Origin of the sequence: Microbulbifer halophilus (assembly GCF_026183675.1) — a bacterium.
Lineage (GTDB): Bacteria > Pseudomonadota > Gammaproteobacteria > Pseudomonadales > Cellvibrionaceae > Microbulbifer > Microbulbifer halophilus.
Map to the genome: position 1 here is coordinate 102,142 of NZ_JAPIVK010000005.1, position 17,719 is coordinate 119,860.

Genomic DNA, 17,719 nt, shown 5'->3' on the forward strand with positions numbered 1-17,719 from the left:
GGCTGTCAAAATTGCCGGCTCGCCGCCGATCGCAGGCAAAATGGCTCGAAGTATTGGAATAGACAGCAGTAATGACTGAAATAGAGCGCAGCGCGCTGGTGATGTTCAGTGCGGAACAGATGTTCGACCTGGTCAATGATGTGGCCAGCTACCCGCAGTTCCTGCCCGGTTGCCGCAGCGCCGAGGTTCTGTTCAGGGACGAACACATCCTCGAGGCGCGCCTGGAGCTGGCGCGGGCGGGGATTCACCAGACATTTGTGACCCGCAACGAACTGGAGCGACCGTTGCGCATGACGCTGACACTGGTTGAAGGGCCCTTTTCGGATTTTACCGGCCATTGGCATTTCACACCGCTGGCGGTGGATGCCTGCAAGGTGCGCTTTTCGCTGTCTTTCAGCCTGAAAAACCGGCTGGTTGCCGCCGCTGCGGGCAAGCTGTTCAGCGAGCTGGCCAATCAGATGGTGGGGGTCATGAGTGCCAGGGCAGAGCAGGTTTACGGAGACAAGAGCGGGGAATCGCCATGACGGAGAACAGGACGATTGCGGTGGAAGTGGTTTACGCACTGCCCCACGAGCAGCGGCTGATGCGCCTGCTGGTCGCGCCCGGCACTACGGCACAGGAGGCGCTGGTGCGCTCCGGCATCCCGGAGGAGTACCCGGAGGTGGATCCGGCCACGGCAAAGCTGGGGATCTTCGGCCAGGCCCTGGGCACCAAGGGGTTGGCACCTGCGGACCAGTACGAATTGCAGCCGGGGGATCGGGTCGAGGTGTACCGCCCGCTGATCGCCGATCCCAAAGAGGCGCGCAGGCAGCGCGCAGAGAAGGCGAAGCGGCAGGCGCAGAAACAACAGCAGTAGGCGCGATCCAGGCCGGTTACTCCGGCCAGCCCGCCGGCTGCCAGTCGCCGCTGGTGGCGATCAGGATGTCGCCATTGAAGTAGACGCTGAAGCGCTTTTGGGTGACTTCGTTTTCCGGGTCGCGCACGCGGTTGATGTAATCCCAGCGGTTGGGATTGAAAGTGTCCTCGATCAGCGGGGTGCCCAGTACGAAGCGCACCTGGCGGCGGGTCATGCCCGGCTTGAGCTGGTCGACCATCTCCTGGGTGACGATATTGCCTTGCTGTACCTCGATGCGGTGTACACCGGGGAACTTGAAAAGGCTGCAGGCCCCGAGCAGGGCGCTCAGGCCGACGACGGCGAGGATTCTCAGGCTAGACGGCATTCATTGCTCCATTATGGTTTCTCGGTCAGCATTGGCGGCCGGGTTACAGAATAGGCGCTCGCCGGCGGCGAAAGTTCCACAGCCGGGCGCCATCGGCCGCCAATGCGACCGGAAAGTGCCCCGGGGTTCCGCTGACTCCGCTGGGCGTGGATAATACCCGAAGTATTGGCCCGCTGACAGGGACCCCTGCGGAGTCCGGGCACGGCCCTGTCGCGGGTCGTTGTCGAGTCGGCCGGCAGTCTGCGGGCTGCGCGAGCGAGCCTCTGAAAGTGAACAATCCACCGAAATCCTGTCGGGAACTATTTATTCATGTCTACTGAGAATCAGGAACTGCGCAAAGCGGGCCTCAAAGTCACCCTGCCGCGGGTGAAGATCCTGCAGCTGCTGGAAAGCTCCAGCGAGCCGCATCTGAGCGCCGAAGATGTCTACAAGCTGCTGCTGGAGGCGGGCGAGGACGTCGGCCTTGCCACTGTCTACCGGGTGCTGACCCAGTTCGAGGGGGCGGGTCTGGTGATACGCCACAATTTCGACGGCGGTCACTCGGTGTTCGAGCTGGACCGCGGCGAGCACCACGACCACATGGTCTGCACTGATACCGGCAAGGTGATCGAGTTCCACAACGAGGAAATCGAGCGCCTGCAGGAGCAGATCGCCGAAGAGCACGGCTACGAACTGACGGGCCACAGCCTGGTGCTCTACGTGAAGAAAAAGTGATCCCGGGAGTGCGGAGCTCCAGCTCCGCTTGCAGGCCGCAGGCCTGCCGGACTGGGCTCCGGCGCGACCGGCATCAGGCCGGTGGCGTATAGCGTTCGGGAAACTTGCCAACTTTGTCCGCGTAAAAGTCCCGAAAGCGCTCCAGTTCCGCCTTCAGGTTCTCCCCCATCTCCATGGCCATCCCCATTCCCACTTCCTTTCTGGGATAGTTGATAAAGCCGCACACCACCGGTACCACCGCGCCGCGGGCGATGTAGTAGAAACCGGTTTTCCAGCGTTCCTTGCGGCCGCGGGTGCCCTCCGGCGGCACCGCCACGACCAGCTCGCTACTTGCGTTGAACTGGTCGACGGTGCCCTGCACCAGGTTGTTGGCCCTGCTGCGGTCCACGGCAATACCGCCGAACCAGCGCATTGCCCCGCCGAGCGGGAATGTGAACAGCTTGTCCTTGCCCATCCAGTGGGGTGTCAGCCGGAGCTTGAGTGCGGCGAGGATAAAGTAGTAGCCATCCCAGTTGCTGGTGTGGGGCGCGCCCAGCAGTACGTACTTTTTCAGTTTCAGCGCCTGCTGGTCGGCGACCACGCGCCAGCCGTGCAGTCTCAACAGCAGGCGGGCGCCCTGACGCAGGAGCGGGGTGAGAATGGGGGTGTTGAATATGGTTCTTCGCATGGATAGTGCCGAGATTGTTACTTCTGGTGGCGCAGCAGTATAGGTGAAGTTTACTGCCATTCCCGGTCATTTTCGGCCCATTGGCCGGTCGGTGCGAGGCCGCCAAGGATGCGGGGTGCCGCCCAGCGGTCATGCAGAAAACGCATGGAGCAGTTGTCTGCCACGGCGCACCTCACTGAGTCCCCCAGTCAACTCCGCTCCAGCATCTCCCCGGCGTGGGCCAGGGACTGGGCGGTGGTTTCGCCGCCCAGCATACGCGCGATTTCCTCGCGGCGCTCGCTGTCTTTCAGCTCCCGCAGGGAGACGAACGCGGCCTCGCCGTCGCTGTGTTTTTCCACCAGGTACTGTTTGTGGGCCCGGGCTGCCACCTGTGCCAGGTGGGTGACGCAGATCACCTGTCCGGCGCGCTCGTTGCGGCGCTCGCCCAACTGGCGCAGCAGGCGACCGACCACATCGCCGGTGACGCCGCCGATGCCCACGTCCACCTCGTCGAACACCAGCGTCGGCGTGCGCGAGGTCTGTGCGGTGACCACCTGGATCGCCAGGCTGACCCGCGACAGCTCGCCGCCGGAGGCGATCTTGCCCAGCGGCCGCGGCGGCTGGCCGGGGTTGGTGGAAATCAGTATCTCCACTTCCTCCAGGCCACTGGCGCTGGGCTTCTCCTGCGGTTGCAGTGCCAGTTCCACCCGCGCGTGGGGCATGGCCAGATCCGAAAGCTGCGCGTTGACCGCCTCCGCCAGCTCCGCGGCGGCTTCTGTGCGCAGATCGCTCAGTTTGCCGGCGGTGGCGCGGAAGGTCTGTTCCAGCTTTTCGCACTCGGCCGCCAGGCGATCGAGGGTGTCCGGTGCGCCGATATCGTCCAGTTCCGACTGCAGTTGCTGTTGCAGATCCGCCAGTTCGTGGGGTTGCACCCGGTGCTTGCGCGCCGCCTGGTAGATGGCACTGAGGCGCTCCTCCACCTCGGCCAGGCGCTCCGGGTCCATCTCGAAGCGGTCGATATGGCGCGACAGGGTGCCGGCCGCCTCGTCCACCTGGATGCGCGCGCTGTCGAGCATCTGCGCCACCTCCGCCAGTGCCGGCGACTGCTCCGGCATCGCCGTCAGCAGTTGCAGTGCGCGGTGCAGGTGTTCGGCGATATCGCCCTCGCCACCGCTCAGCATCGCCGCCAGCTGGTAGCTGCCGCTGAGTATCTGGCCGGCGTTGGCCAGTTGGCGCTGCTCGCTCTCCAGTTCCTCGATCTCGCCGGGCTGCAGGTCCAGTTGTTCCAGTTCCTCCAACTGGTATTCCAGCAGGTCGCGGCGCGCCTGGGTTTCCTCGGCGCTGTCGGCCAGGGAGCGATAGCGGCGGTACTGGTCCCGCCAGGTCTTGAAATGGATGCGGGTCTCGGCGGCCAGCTCCTGGGCATGGGCGAACTCGTCCAGCAGGCGCCGGTGGGTGTCCTTTTTCAGCAGCGACTGGTGCTCGTGCTGGCTGTGGATATCGATCAGCTGCTCGCCCAGGGCGCGCAACTGCAGCAGTGTCACCGGCTGGCCGTTGATATAGGCCCGCGAGCGGCCGTCGGCGCCGATCACGCGCCGGAGGATGGCCTCGGGCCCGGCGTCCATCTCCTGCTCCTCCAGCCAGGCCGCCGCCTCCGGATGGTCGCTGATATCGAAGGTGGCGTGGATGTCGGCGCGCTTGGCGCCGGCGCGCACGAGTTCGGCGTTGCCGCGGTCGCCCAGGGCCAGGCCCAGGGCGTCCAGGGTGATGGACTTGCCGGCGCCGGTCTCGCCGGTGAGGGCACTGGTGCCGGAACCGAACTCTAGCTCCAGCTGGTCCACCAGGGTGAACTGGCTGATCGACAGGTGCAGCAGCATAGCAATCGTGGCCGTTGTTATTGGGTCAGGTTTCGGGGTTCAGTTTCGGCGGCCGGGGCATTCCCGGCGCTCGAATCAGTGTTTATTTATACAGTAATCCCGTGGGGTTAGCCAGCCGGGCGGGGCGACACTAGTGTGGTGTAACGTACTAAATGCACTTATCAGAGCCCCCCAAATCGTCCACAGCGGCGTTGCCGCTCTTGCAAATGGAACCACCATTCCCTGCGAGCGGCGCCTTGCTGTGAACAATTTGGGGGGCTCTGATAAGTGCATTTAGTACGTTACACCACACTAGCCTGCCCAGAGGCTGCGCCGCCGCCGCGGCAGCGGGCTCTTCGCGGACCCAATCGGTTCCGCGGCGAAAAGTCCACTTGAACTGTGGGGGTGGGGCCCCATATAGGTTGGCAGTGCCCGCCCGACGGGCAATTTTGTTGAAACTGACAGTCGACGCGACGGAGAAAGCAGTGGCCAAAGAGCGCAGCGAAGAAGATCAGATAGAAGAGCCCTCAGTTGGGGGGGAAGAGCCCGAGGCACTGACCGAAGAGGCAGCCGCAACCGAGGAGGAGGCCTCCGCGGAAGTCGAGGAGCCGACCGAAGAGGAACAGCACCAGGCCGAGGAAGCCCTGCACGCTGAGGACGAAAGCTCCGACGCACTGCACGAAGAGATCGTCAAGCTGCAGGAACAGCTGTCGATCCAGAAAGACCTGGCCATGCGCGCCCAGGCCGAGGCGCAGAACGCCCGCCACCGCGCGCAGCAGGATGTGGAAAAGGCGCACAAGTTCGGTGTGGAGAAGCTGCTGCAGGACCTGCTGCCGGTGGTGGACAACCTGGAGCGGGCGCTGTCCACCATCGACACCGACGATGAGGCCAACAAGGCGATTGTCGAGGGTATCGAGCTGACCCACAAGTCTTTCGTGGACACCCTGGCGAAATACTCGGTGGAGGCCGTGGACCCGGCCGGCGAACCCTTCGACCCGGAGCTGCACCAGGCCATGACCCAGGTGCCCAACGGCGATGTGGAGCCGAACACGGTGCTGGAAGTGTTCCAGAAGGGCTACCGCCTGCACGGCCGCCTGGTGCGCCCGGCGATGGTGGTGGTCAGCAAGGCACCCTAGGGATCTGCACTGAAGTGTGAAGACCGGGAGGCGGATCGCTTTCCGGTCCGCCTCCTGCATCTCGACAAGAGTTCCGGAGGATCGGGCAAAAAGCCCCTTGAAATTGTAAGGCCGGCACCAATATAGCTGGCATCACCGAATGCAAACGCGCAGCGGGCCCGCTCGACGCGGTCGGCGCGCAACAAAAGCGAGGATTCTACAGATGGGCAAGATTATCGGTATCGACCTGGGTACTACCAACAGCTGTGTGGCAGTACTGGATGGAGACAAGGCGCGCGTGATCGAGAACGCCGAGGGCGACCGCACCACGCCTTCCATCGTCGCCTTCACCGAAGACAGCGAAATCCTGGTGGGGCAGGCCGCCAAGCGTCAGGCCGTTACCAATCCGCAGAACACCCTGTTCGCGGTGAAGCGCCTGATCGGCCGTAAGTTCAAGGACGAGGTGGTCCAGAAAGACATCAAGATGGTGCCCTACGGCATCATCGAAGCCGAGAACGGCGATGCCTGGGTGGAAGTGAAAGGCGAGAAGAAGGCCCCGCCGCAGATCTCCGCCGAAGTACTGAAGAAGATGAAGAAGACCGCCGAGGACTTCCTCGGTGAGACGGTCGATGCCGCGGTGATCACCGTGCCGGCCTACTTCAACGACTCCCAGCGCCAGGCCACCAAGGACGCCGGTCGCATCGCCGGCCTGGAAGTGAAGCGCATCATCAACGAGCCCACCGCGGCGGCGCTGGCCTACGGCCTCGACAAGCAGAGCGGCGACCGCACCGTGGCGGTCTACGACCTGGGCGGTGGTACCTTCGATATCTCCATCATCGAGATCGCCGACGTCGACGGCGAGATGCAGGTGGAAGTGCTGTCCACCAACGGCGACACCTTCCTCGGCGGCGAGGACTTCGACCTGCGCCTGATCAACTACCTGGCGGACGAGTTCAAGAAGGACCAGGGCATCGACCTGTCCGGCGACGCGCTGGCCATGCAGCGCCTGAAAGAGGCCGCCGAGAAGGCCAAGATCGAGCTGTCCTCCAGCCAGCAGACCGAGGTCAATCTGCCGTACATCACCGCGGACAACACCGGTCCCAAGCACCTGGTGGTCAAACTGACCCGCGCCAAGCTCGAGAGCCTGGTCGAAGAGATCGTGACCCGTTCCCTGGAGCCGGTGAAAACCGCCCTGGCCGACGCGGACCTGTCCGCCTCCGGTGTCGACGAAGTGATCCTGGTGGGCGGCCAGACCCGCATGCCGCTGGTACAGCAGAAAGTCACCGAGTTCTTCGGCAAGGAACCGCGCAAGGACGTCAACCCGGACGAGGCGGTCGCCATGGGCGCGGCCATCCAGGGCGCGGTACTGGCCGGCGACGTCAAGGACGTACTGCTGCTGGACGTGACCCCGCTGACCCTGGGTATCGAGACCATGGGCGGCGTGGCCACCCCGCTGATCGATAAGAACACCACCATCCCGACCAAGAAATCGCAGGTGTTCTCCACCGCGGACGACAACCAGACCGCCGTGACCATCCACGTGGTACAGGGCGAGCGCAAGCAGGCGGCGCAGAACAAGTCCCTGGGCCGCTTCGACCTGGCCGATATTCCGCCGGCGCCGCGCGGCACCCCGCAGATCGAGGTGACCTTCGATATCGATGCCAACGGCATCCTGCACGTGCACGCCAAAGACAAGGCGACCGGTAAAGAGCAGTCCATCGTGATCAAGGCCTCCTCCGGCCTGTCCGAGGAAGAGATCGACAAGATGGTGTCCGATGCCGAGGCCAATGCCGAGGCGGACAAACAGTTCGAGGAACTGGTGACTGCCCGCAATACCCTCGACGGCCTGATCTCGGCCACCCGGAAAACCCTCGAAGAGGCCGGCGACAAGGCCACCGCGGAAGAGAAAACCGCGATCGAGGAAGCCATCAAGGAAGCCGAGGAAGCGGTCAAGGGTAACGACAAGGAAGCCATGGACGCCGCTACCAACAAGCTGACCGAGGCTTCCGGCCCGGTGGCCCAGAAGATGTACGCCGAGCAGGCCCAGGCCGCCGGCGGCGCCGAAGGGGCAGCCGGTGAACAGGCCGAGCAGTCTTCCGGTGGTGACGACGCAGTGGACGCCGAGTTCGAAGAAGTGAAGGACGACAAGAAAGAGGATAAATAAAAGGTAAGCGTCAGCTTACTCCTCTTATGTAGGGGCTTGCCTCGCAGGCAAAAAAACAAAGCTGCATGCAGGGCAGGCTCCTACAAATAGCTCGCAAGGCGCGACGGCAATTCTGCGGAAAAGCCGCCGCGCCTTACGCCGTTAAGAAGTGCCGTCAAAAAAGAACACTCCTGATATGTCCAAGCGCGATTATTACGAAGTCCTCGGTGTCGACCGGGACGCTTCGGAAAAAGACCTCAAGAGAGCCTACCGCCGGGTGGCGATGAAGTACCACCCGGACCGCAATCCCGACGACGTCGAGGCGGAAAACAAATTCAAGGAGGCCAGCGAGGCCTACGAGATCCTGTCCGACCCGCAGAAAAAGGCGGCCTACGACCAGTTCGGCCACGCCGGCGTGGACGGCCAGATGGGCGGCGGCGGTGCCGGAGCCGGCGGCTTCGGCGGTTTCTCCGATATCTTCGGCGACGTGTTCGGCGATATTTTCGGCGGCGGGGGTGGCCGCCGCGGCCCGGCGCGGGGTTCCGATCTGCGCTACGACCTGGAACTGGACCTGGAAGACGCGGTGCGCGGTACCAACGTGAAGATCCGTGTGCCCACCCTGGCGGCCTGCAATACCTGCGACGGCTCCGGCGCCAAGCCGGGTTCGCAGCCGCAGACCTGTGGCACCTGTGGTGGTATCGGTCAGGTGCGCATGCAGCAGGGTTTCTTCTCGGTGCAGCAGACCTGCCCGAATTGCCGCGGGCGCGGCAACATCATCACCGACCCCTGCGGTAGCTGCCACGGCCGCGGCCGCGTGGAAGAGGCCAAGACCCTGTCGGTCAAGGTACCGCCGGGCGTGGACACCGGCGACCGCATCCGCCTTTCCGGCGAGGGCGAGGCGGGGCCGGACGGCGGCCCGCCCGGGGACCTGTACGTGCAGGTGGTGGTCAAGGAGCACGAGTTGTTCCAGCGCGATGGCCGGAACCTCTACTGCGAGGTGCCCATCAGCTTCGCCACTGCCGCGCTGGGCGGCGAGCTGGAAGTACCGACCCTGGACAACAAGGTCAAACTGAAGATTCCCGCCGAGAGCCAGACCGGCAAACTCTTCCGCCTGCGCGGCAAGGGCGTCACCCCGGTGCGCGGCGGCCCCCCCGGCGACCTGCTGTGCCGCGTGGTGGTGGAAACGCCCGTGCATCTGACCAGCAGGCAGAAAGAGCTGCTGGAAGAGTTCTCCAATACCCTCAGCGAAAAGAAAAACTCACCGCGCCAGACCGGCTGGTTTGAAGGGGTGAAGAATTTCTTCGGGGATATGAAGTTGTAAGTTTGGGACTCGGAACCCGAAAAGAAAGCTCCCCTCTCTCTAACCCTCTCCCAGCGGGAGAGGGGACTGGCACGGGGTCGAACGAGGCCTCGCAGGCCGATCCACCCCCGCCGCTTCCGACTAAGCTCCCCTCTCCCACCGGGAGAGGGGCCGGGGGAGAGGGACCCGCCGCGCCCCGGAACCCGGACGCCCCACCAGTCCAGCCCGCATTGCATCGCCAGCCACCTCTGCTTGAATTGTCCCAGTTGTGCGTTTTCCATGGCCGCGGCCCGGCGGGTTTATTGCTGTTCGCGCCGTGTAAAACGATTCTATGCCGGGTGATTCCTCCGGAGGTAGAATCGGCGTCTTTGTATCGGGGTTTAAGGGAGAGGGCAATATGCCGGTAAAAATGGCGATAACGGGATTCGGCGGCCGCATGGGGCGTGCGCTGGCGGCGGCGGTGGTGCAGTCGGAGCGGGCCGAGTTGTCCGCGGCAGTGGTGCGCCCGGGCTCCAGCCTGGTCGGTGCCGACGCCGGCGAAGTGGCGGGGCTGGGGTCCCTCGGTTTCGGGAAGGGGACTCTGGCGATCGTCGACAGCCTGGAGCGGGCCGACTTCGATGTCTTGATCGATTTCACCGCGCCGGCGGCCACGCGGGACAACGCCGTCTTCTGCGCCGAGCGGGGTCGCCCCATCGTCATCGGCACCACCGGTTTCGACAGCGAGCAGAAAAGCGAAGTGCTGGCCCGGGCGCAGCGGGTGCCGCTGTGTCTCGCCAGCAATTATTCCACCGGTGTGAATCTCTGTTTCAACCTGCTGGAAACCGCCTCCCGGGTGATGGGCGAAGACGCCGACATCGAGATCGTCGAGGCCCACCACCGCCACAAGGTGGACGCGCCCTCCGGCACCGCCCTGAGCATGGGCGAGGTGGTGGCCGACACCCTGGGCCGCGACCTGTCGAAGGTGGCGGTCTACGGCCGCGAGGGGCAGACGGGCGCGCGCGAGCGGGATACCATCGGCTTCGCCACTGTGCGCGGCGGCGACGTAGTGGGCGAGCATTCGGTGATGTTCCTGGCCGAGGGCGAGCGGGTGGAGATCACCCACAAGGCCGGCAGCCGCCTGTCTTTCGCCCGCGGCGCGGTGCGCGCGGCACTCTGGCTGATGGAGGACGGCCGCGCGCCGGGCCACTACGATATGCGCGATGTGCTGGGCCTGAAATGATTCTGCCCGGTGGGAGCCCGCCCCGGATCGCGTCCGGGTCGGGCCCTGCCGGAGGACCGGGACGCAAAATCTCCACGAGCAAGGGAAGCGAAATTGGAAAACAAACTGATTGTCGGCAGTGAAGAGTGGTGCGGCCTGCCCTCCCTGGGGGTGCCCGCGATCAAGGCGCGAGTGGACTCGGGAGCCAAGACCTCCTCGCTGCACGCCTATAACATCCACACCTTCAAACGCGACGGCGAAGCCTGGGTCAGCTTTGAGGCGCATCCCCTGCAGCACCAGCGCCGGCCGACGGTGCGCTGCGAAGCCAAACTGCTGGACAAGCGCACCGTGCGCAGCTCTTCCGGCGAGAGCGAGCGGCGCCCGGTGATCCGCACGGGACTGTCCATCGGCGGCAGCGTCTGGGATATCGAGCTGACCCTGACCAACCGCGACACCATGGGCTACCGCATGCTGCTGGGACGCGAGGCGATGCTGGGGCGCATGATGGTGGATCCGTCGGAGACTTTCTGTCTCGGCGATGTGCGCCCCAGTGAGCTGGAAGAGTATTACCGCGACGAGCACCATATGGCCGGTACCGGCCTGCGCATCGGGCTGCTGGCTTCCAACCCGGACCTGTACAGCAACCAGCGCATCATGGAAGCGGGGGCCGAGCGGGGACACCGCATGAGCTTCCTGGATATCCGCCAGTGTTATATGAAACTGGATGCCAACGATCCGGAAGTGCACTATCGCGACGGGCGTATCCTCAACAACCTGGATGCGGTGATTCCGCGCATCCGCCCCAGCCAGACCTTCTACGGCTGTGCCCTGACGCGCCACTTCGAGAGTATCAGCGTGTTCGCGCTGAACGGCTCCTCTTCCATCAGCCAGTCGCGGGACAAGCTGTTCTCCCTGCAGTTGCTGCAGCAGGCCGGGCTGAATATCCCCACCTCCGGTTTCGCCAACTCGCCGGTGGACACCAACGAACTGATCGAGATGGTCGGCGGCGCGCCGCTGATTGTGAAGCTGCTCGAGGGCACCCAGGGTCGGGGCGTGGTGCTGGCGGAGACGCGCAAGGCCGCGGAGTCGGTGATCAACGCCTTCAAGGCTCTGAAGGCCAACCTGCTGGTGCAGGAATTCATCCGCGAGGCGGAGGGCAAGGACCTGCGCCTGTTCGTGATCGAGGGCAAGGTGGTGGCCTCGATCCAGCGCGAAGCCGCGCCGGGTGAGTTCCGCGCCAATATCCACCAGGGCGGCACCGCGTCCGTGGTCAAGGTGACGCCGGACGAGAAGCGCCTGGCGGTCAAGGCGGCCAAGGCGCTGGGGCTCAAGGTGGCCGGTGTCGATATCATCCGCTCGAAGAAGGGGCCGCTGTTGCTGGAGGTCAACTCCTCGCCGGGCCTCGAGGGCATAGAGAGCGCCACCCGCAAGGATGTGGCGGGCTCCATGATCGCGTCGATCGAGAAGGCGCTGAAATGGCGCCCCGCCGCCAACAACGGCGCCGCGGATCGCTGAAATCCCCGCAATGAAGGTAACCGCCTGCACAACCGGCCCCTGCGGCCGTGGCGAAGCCATATCCCCGCGACTAATCTTTTCTTTGGTGGGCCGCAGCGGCGTTCCGGCGCGGCTTTCCGCGCAGGTTTGATCGGAACGACTGGTCGCCAGGAACGGCGAGCGGGCAGTGCCATCGGCGACGACTGCCCCGGTGGCCAGATGGTGAGAACCATAGGGCTATTATGATCTCAAGTTTCGGGGGTCGGGCCGGAGGTGCCGGGTGGCGCGGCCCTTTGCGGGACACGAGCTAGGCGCCCCCCAGCAAGTACGTCCCTGTAAGCTCTAATCGACTTCCCTGTCTCACAAGGTCCCGCAAAGGGCCGCGCCACCCGGCTCTGTGCCAATTTTCAAGGATTCTCAACTCCGAAACTTGAGTTATGATGAAGCGCCGATTCCCCAGCTTTCTGACCCTGCCCGGCCTGCTCTCCGGGCCTCTGGCGGTGTTGCTGCTGGTGGCGCTGGCCCCCGGTGCACAGGCCGTCGGCCAGCTGTCCGATTCTGCCGCCGGCCGTCAGGTCATGGTCGACTACATCGTGCATTTCGCCCACCACCTGCAGTGGCCTATCGAGGTCTTTTCCGGTGCCGATGCCCCGTTTCGTATCTGCGTGATGGGCGGCGAGGCGCTGCTCGAGCCCCTGGCCGAGCGCCTCGACCGGCACCGGGTGAAGGACCGCTGGGTCGAACTCGAAAGCGTCAACGACGGTGAGACGATGCGCGCGCGCAGCTGCCAGATAATCGTGTTCGGCGCCATGAAGCGGTCGGAACTGCTGGAGGCGGTGGGTGCGCTGGAGTTTTTCCCCGTCCTGACCGTGAGCGATGCCGACCGCTTTGTCGCCACCGGCGGCATGGTGGAGTTCGCCGGCAGCGGTGCCAATGTCGCCCTGCAACTGAACAAGACGATGCTCGAGCGCGCCGACCTGAAAATCGGCAGCAGCCTCTTCCGCCTGAGCCGGGAGGTGGATTGAATGCGGAGTGCGGAATAGCCCGGGCTTCGGGGCGACCGGGTCGGCGGGCGCTCGCGGCAGGCGCTGCAGATACTTTCCCCACAGCCCTGTTCCGCTCCGCATTCAAAAGAACTGGCACAAGCCGGCGGATTCGCGTAGAATCTGCGCCCGGTTTGGGTCGGCCCCGCGGCCCGTCAACGCCGGCGGCAATCGCCGGCCACAGAGTGAGAGCCGCGCGTGAATAACCGAAAAGAGCGAGATGGAGCCGTGGAGTTTCATCTCGCTTTTTTATAGGGCGAGCAAGTGCGCCCTGGCCGTTGGGCGGCTCTCGCCGCGCCGAGCCGCTCCCGGCGGTTTGGATGCAATTGGAGCCCGCAAAATCCGCCCGCTAGCGACTGGAGATCAATTTGACTAAGACTGTCCCCACGCCGGAGTCCTCGATGTCCCACGACTTTATGCAGAGTACAACCCCGGCCCTGCTGGTGCTGGCAGATGGCAGTGTTTTTGAGGGGTGCGCGATCGGTGCCCACGGCAGTGCCATCGGCGAAGTGGTCTTCAATACTTCGATGACCGGCTACCAGGAAATCCTCACCGATCCCTCCTACGCCCGACAGATCGTCACGCTCACCTATCCCCATATCGGCAACACCGGTACCAATACGGAGGACGAGGAGTGCGCAGATATCTGGGCCGCCGGACTGGTGATCCGCGACCTGCCACTGCTGGCCAGCAGCTTTCGCAAGGAGCAGTCGCTGGACGACTACCTGCGTGCGCGCAACGTGGTGGGTATCGCCGATATCGACACCCGCCGCCTGACCCGCCTGCTGCGGGACAAGGGCGCCCAGAGCGGCTGCATCGTTGCCGGAGAAAACATAGATCGCGAGGCAGCGCTTGCCAGAGCGAAGGAATTCGCCGGCCTGAAAGGGATGGACCTGGCGAAGGTCGTCTCCACCGAAAAGAGCTACCCCTTCAACGAGGGTACCTGGGTACTGGGGCAGGGCTACCGGCCGGCGCCGGCGGAACAGCCCTTCAGGGTGGTGGCCTACGACTACGGCGTAAAGCGCAACATCCTGCGCATGCTGGTGGACCGTGGCTGCGAAATCACCGTGGTGCCGGCGGAGACCCCGGCGGCCGAAGTGCTGGCGATGAATCCGGACGGTATCTTCCTGTCCAACGGCCCCGGCGACCCCGAGCCCTGCGATTACGCGATCGAGGCGATCAAAACCTTTATCGACAGGGGCATTCCCACCTACGGCATCTGCCTGGGCCACCAGTTGCTGGGCCTGGCGGTGGGCGGGCGCTCGATGAAAATGAAGTTCGGCCACCACGGCGGCAACCACCCGGTTCAGGACCTGGACAGCGGCAAGGTAATGATCACCGCCCAGAACCATGGCTTTGCGGTGGATGCGGATACGCTGCCGGACAATATCGAGGTGACCCACAAATCCCTGTTCGACGGCACGCTGCAGGGCATCCGTGTGAAAGACAAGCCGGTCTTCAGCTTCCAGGGTCACCCGGAAGCCAGCCCGGGCCCGCACGATGTGGCGCCGTTGTTCGACCAGTTTGTCGAAATGATGCAGGCGCGCCGCTGAGTGTGATCTGTAGGATGGGCAAAGCGCAGCGTGCCCATCTGTTCGGTGGCGATGGGTACGCTGCGCTTTGCCCATCCTACGCCTGACACAGTTACTCTACCTACCGGCAAGCGACCGGAGCAAAACGGAAGAAAGATGCCCAAACGCACAGATATCAAAAGCATTCTGATCATAGGCGCGGGCCCGATCGTCATCGGCCAGGCCTGTGAATTCGACTATTCCGGTGCCCAGGCCTGCAAGGCGCTGCGGGAAGAGGGCTACCGGGTGATCCTGGTGAACTCCAACCCCGCCACCATCATGACCGACCCGGCCATGGCCGACGCCACCTATATCGAGCCGGTGGAATGGCGCAATGTGGCCAAGATCGTCGAACAGGAGCGCCCGGACGCGATCCTGCCCACCATGGGCGGTCAGACGGCGCTGAACTGCGCACTGGACCTGGACAGGCACGGGGTGCTGGAAAAGTTCGGCGTGGAGCTGATCGGCGCGGATAAAGACGCGATCGAGAAGGCCGAGGACCGCGACCTGTTCGACAAGGCGATGGAAGCCATCGATCTGGAAACCCCGCGCGCCAAGATCGTCCACTCCATGGAGGAGGCAAAAAAGGTACCGGAGGAATTCGGTTTTCCGGTAATCATCCGCCCCTCTTTCACCATGGGCGGTTCCGGTGGCGGCGTGGCCTACAACTGGCCCGAGTTCGAGGAAATCTGCAAGCGCGGTCTCGACCTGTCCCCCACCAACGAACTGCTGATCGACGAATCCCTGCTCGGCTGGAAAGAATACGAGATGGAGGTGGTTCGCGATAAGAACGACAACTGCATCATCGTCTGTGCCATCGAGAACTTCGACCCCATGGGGGTGCACACCGGCGATTCCATCACCGTGGCGCCGTCGCAGACCCTGACCGACAAGGAATACCAGATGATGCGCAACGCCTCCATTGCGGTGTTGCGCGAGATCGGTGTGGAGACCGGCGGCTCCAACGTACAGTTCGGTGTCTGCCCGGACACCGGCCGCATGGTGATCATCGAGATGAACCCGCGGGTATCCCGCTCCTCGGCGCTGGCCTCCAAGGCCACCGGCTTCCCCATCGCCAAGGTGGCGGCCAAGCTGGCGGTGGGCTACACGCTGGACGAGCTGCAGAACGAAATCACCGGCGGCGCCACGCCGGCCTCCTTCGAGCCCAGCATCGATTACGTGGTCACCAAGATTCCGCGCTTCACCTTCGAGAAGTTCGGCGAGGCGGACGCGCGCCTGACCACGCAGATGAAATCCGTGGGCGAGGTGATGGCCATCGGCCGCACTTTCCAGGAATCCCTGCAGAAGGCCCTGCGCGGCCTGGAAGTGGGCAGTTACGGCCTGGAAAGCCGCATCGACCCGGGCGAGGAGGGCGCCAAGGAGCGCCTGCGCCGCGAGCTGTCCGTGCCCGGTGCCGAGCGCATCTGGTATATCGGCGACGCCTTCCGCATGGGCATGAGCGTGCAGGACGTCTACGAACTGTCCGGCATCGACCCCTGGTTCCTGGTGCAGATCGAGGAGCTGATCCGGATCGAGGAGCCTCTCAAGACGATGCCCACCTCGGCGATAGACGCCGTCGCCATGCGTTTCCTCAAGCGCAAGGGGTTCTCCGATATTCACCTGTCCGATCTGCTCGGCGTGAGCCAGAAAACCGTGCGCGAATTCCGCCACAAGCTGGGGGTCTTCCCCTCCTACAAGCGGGTGGATACCTGTGCGGCGGAGTTTGCCACCAGCACCGCCTATATGTACTCCACTTACGACGAGGAGTGCGAATCGAACCCGTCCGACCGGGAAAAGATCATGGTACTGGGCGGTGGTCCCAACCGTATCGGCCAGGGCATCGAGTTCGATTACTGCTGCGTACACGCGGCGCTGGCGATGCGCGAGGATGGCTACGAGACCATCATGGTCAATTGCAACCCGGAGACCGTGTCCACTGACTACGACACTTCCGACCGCCTCTATTTCGAGCCGGTGACCCTGGAAGACGTGCTGGAAATCGTGCGCAAAGAGAAGCCGGCGGGCGTGATCGTGCAGTTCGGCGGCCAGACGCCCCTGAACCTGGCGCGCTTCCTGGCCGCCGAGGGAGTGCCGATTATCGGCACCACCCCGACCCAGATCGACCGCGCCGAGGACCGCGAGCGCTTCCAGCAGATGATTGTGCGCCTGGGCCTCAAACAGCCGGAGAACGCCATAGTGCGCTCCGTTTCCGAGGCCATCCAGGCCGCCAAGGAAGTGGGCTACCCGCTGGTGGTGCGCCCCTCCTATGTGCTGGGCGGCCGCGCCATGGAGATCGTCTACAAGGAAGACGAGCTGCTGAACTACATGAAAGAGGCGGTGGAAGTTTCCGAGGATTCGCCGGTGCTGCTGGACCACTTCCTGAACGCGGCGATCGAGGTGGATGTGGACGCGGTTTCCGACGGCGAGAATGTGGTGATCGGTGCCATCATGCAGCATATCGAGCAGGCCGGTGTACACTCCGGCGACTCCGCCTGTTCCCTGCCGCCCTACAGCCTGTCGGCGGACGTGCAGGACCGGATGCGCGAGCAGATAAAAGCCATGGCCCGCGAACTGGGCGTGGTGGGCCTGATGAACACCCAGCTGGCCTACCAGGATGGCGAGATCTACGTGATCGAGGTGAACCCGCGCGCTTCCCGCACCGTGCCCTTCGTCTCCAAGTGCATCGGCACCTCCCTGGCCAAGGTGGCCGCGCGGGTACAGGCCGGCATCAGCCTGAAAGAGCAGGGCTTTACCGAGGAAATCGTGCCGGATTACTTCTCCGTGAAGGAATCGGTGTTCCCGTTCAACAAGTTCCCGAAAGTCGACCCGATCCTCGGCCCGGAGATGAAGTCCACCGGCGAGGTGATGGGCGTGGGCGCGACCTTTGCCGAGGCCTTCGACAAGGGCCTGCTGGCCGCCGGCGACAGGCTGCCGGAGTCCGGCAAGGTGTTCATCTCGGTGCGGGATTCCGACAAGCCCGAGGTGGTGAGTGTGGCGCGGGACCTGGTCGGTCTCGGTTTCGAGCTGGTGGCCACCCGCGGCACCGCCAAAGCCTTGCAAGATGCCGATATTCCCGTTACAACCGTCAACAAGATGAGCGAGGGCCGCCCGCATATCGTCGATATGATCAAGAACGACGAGATCGCACTGGTGGTGAACACCACCGAGGGGCGCCAGGCCATCCGCGATTCCGCCGGTATCCGCCGCAGTGCGGAGAATCACCAGGTGTGCTACACCACCACGCTGGCCGCAGCCGAGGCCATGGCCTTGGCGATGCAGTTGGGCGAGCCGCTGAAAGTGCGCCGCCTGCAGGATCTGCACCAGCAGGTGGTCAAGCTGCCGGAATAGCGCCGGCGCGCATGCGAGGCCCGGGAGCGGGTCCCCGCATCCATATCGAATTGTGAATACCGACCGGGCTG

The 17,719-nt window shown here is 64.1% G+C and carries 14 protein-coding genes and 1 pseudogene; 12 read left to right on the forward strand and 3 right to left on the reverse strand.

Annotation, left to right across the window (positions count from 1 at the left end):
- Nucleotides 1-71 precede the first annotated feature (71 nt).
- Together OQE62_RS04255 and OQE62_RS04260 are read left to right on the forward strand one after the other, a co-directional pair.
- Nucleotides 72-524 carry a type II toxin-antitoxin system RatA family toxin gene (locus tag OQE62_RS04255; protein ID WP_265720754.1) on the forward strand — a complete coding sequence of 151 codons (453 nt, stop codon included), beginning with the start codon at nt 72-74 and terminating at the stop codon, nt 522-524.
- Entirely contained in the window at nt 521-856 is a 336-nt protein-coding gene (locus OQE62_RS04260; protein WP_265720755.1) for an RnfH family protein, read from the forward strand. Before OQE62_RS04255 ends, OQE62_RS04260 begins: the two co-directional genes overlap by 4 nt.
- A gap of 16 nt (nt 857-872) precedes the next feature.
- Here the strand turns inward: OQE62_RS04260 and OQE62_RS04265 are convergent, their stop codons facing one another.
- The gene (locus tag OQE62_RS04265) at nt 873-1,220 is read right to left on the reverse strand and encodes an outer membrane protein assembly factor BamE (RefSeq protein ID WP_265720756.1); all 348 of its coding nucleotides are present in this window, start codon (nt 1,218-1,220) and stop codon (nt 873-875) included.
- Between the two features lie 309 nt (nt 1,221-1,529).
- Here OQE62_RS04265 and fur point away from each other — a divergent pair, with 309 nt between their 5' ends.
- Entirely contained in the window at nt 1,530-1,934 is a 405-nt protein-coding gene (gene fur, locus OQE62_RS04270) for a ferric iron uptake transcriptional regulator (protein WP_265720757.1), read from the forward strand.
- A 73-nt stretch (nt 1,935-2,007) separates the two neighbouring features.
- Here the strand turns inward: fur and OQE62_RS04275 are convergent, their stop codons facing one another.
- The gene (locus OQE62_RS04275) at nt 2,008-2,601 is read right to left on the reverse strand and encodes a 1-acyl-sn-glycerol-3-phosphate acyltransferase (protein WP_265720758.1); all 594 of its coding nucleotides are present in this window, start codon (nt 2,599-2,601) and stop codon (nt 2,008-2,010) included.
- A gap of 188 nt (nt 2,602-2,789) precedes the next feature.
- Nucleotides 2,790-4,457, reverse strand: coding sequence for a DNA repair protein RecN (gene recN / locus OQE62_RS04280; RefSeq protein ID WP_265720759.1), 1,668 nt, complete (start codon nt 4,455-4,457; stop codon nt 2,790-2,792).
- A gap of 431 nt (nt 4,458-4,888) precedes the next feature.
- Between recN and grpE the strand changes: the two genes are divergently transcribed.
- The 9 genes and pseudogenes from grpE to carB all read left to right on the forward strand — a co-directional run bounded on the left by grpE (nt 4,889) and on the right by carB (nt 17,648).
- Nucleotides 4,889-5,572, forward strand: coding sequence for a nucleotide exchange factor GrpE (grpE, locus tag OQE62_RS04285; RefSeq protein WP_265720760.1), 684 nt, complete (start codon nt 4,889-4,891; stop codon nt 5,570-5,572).
- Between the two features lie 202 nt (nt 5,573-5,774).
- Nucleotides 5,775-7,715: a molecular chaperone DnaK gene (gene dnaK, locus OQE62_RS04290; protein ID WP_265720761.1), complete on the forward strand. Its 1,941-nt coding sequence runs from the start codon at nt 5,775-5,777 to the stop codon at nt 7,713-7,715.
- Nucleotides 7,716-7,890: 175 nt separating this feature from the next.
- Nucleotides 7,891-9,015 carry a molecular chaperone DnaJ gene (dnaJ, locus tag OQE62_RS04295; protein ID WP_265720762.1) on the forward strand — a complete coding sequence of 375 codons (1,125 nt, stop codon included), beginning with the start codon at nt 7,891-7,893 and terminating at the stop codon, nt 9,013-9,015.
- Between the two features lie 376 nt (nt 9,016-9,391).
- A complete protein-coding gene (gene dapB / locus OQE62_RS04300; RefSeq protein WP_265720763.1) occupies nt 9,392-10,213 on the forward strand; it encodes a 4-hydroxy-tetrahydrodipicolinate reductase in 822 nt (273 codons plus the stop codon).
- A 9-nt stretch (nt 10,214-10,222) separates the two neighbouring features.
- Nucleotides 10,223-10,708 (forward strand): annotated as a pseudogene (locus OQE62_RS04305) (ATP-dependent zinc protease family protein); the annotation flags it as partial.
- A gap of 84 nt (nt 10,709-10,792) precedes the next feature.
- Nucleotides 10,793-11,707: a 30S ribosomal protein S6--L-glutamate ligase gene (rimK, locus tag OQE62_RS04310; RefSeq protein WP_265720806.1), complete on the forward strand. Its 915-nt coding sequence runs from the start codon at nt 10,793-10,795 to the stop codon at nt 11,705-11,707.
- Between the two features lie 416 nt (nt 11,708-12,123).
- Complete coding sequence (locus OQE62_RS04315) at nt 12,124-12,711, forward strand: YfiR family protein (RefSeq protein WP_265720764.1); 588 nt, start codon at nt 12,124-12,126, stop codon at nt 12,709-12,711.
- Nucleotides 12,712-13,130: 419 nt separating this feature from the next.
- Nucleotides 13,131-14,282, forward strand: a complete 1,152-nt coding sequence (gene carA, locus OQE62_RS04320) for a glutamine-hydrolyzing carbamoyl-phosphate synthase small subunit (protein ID WP_265720807.1) — start codon at nt 13,131-13,133, stop codon at nt 14,280-14,282.
- A 135-nt stretch (nt 14,283-14,417) separates the two neighbouring features.
- On the forward strand, nt 14,418-17,648 hold the full coding sequence (gene carB / locus OQE62_RS04325; protein ID WP_265720765.1) for a carbamoyl-phosphate synthase large subunit: 3,231 nt from the start codon (nt 14,418-14,420) through the stop codon (nt 17,646-17,648).
- Nucleotides 17,649-17,719 lie beyond the last annotated feature (71 nt).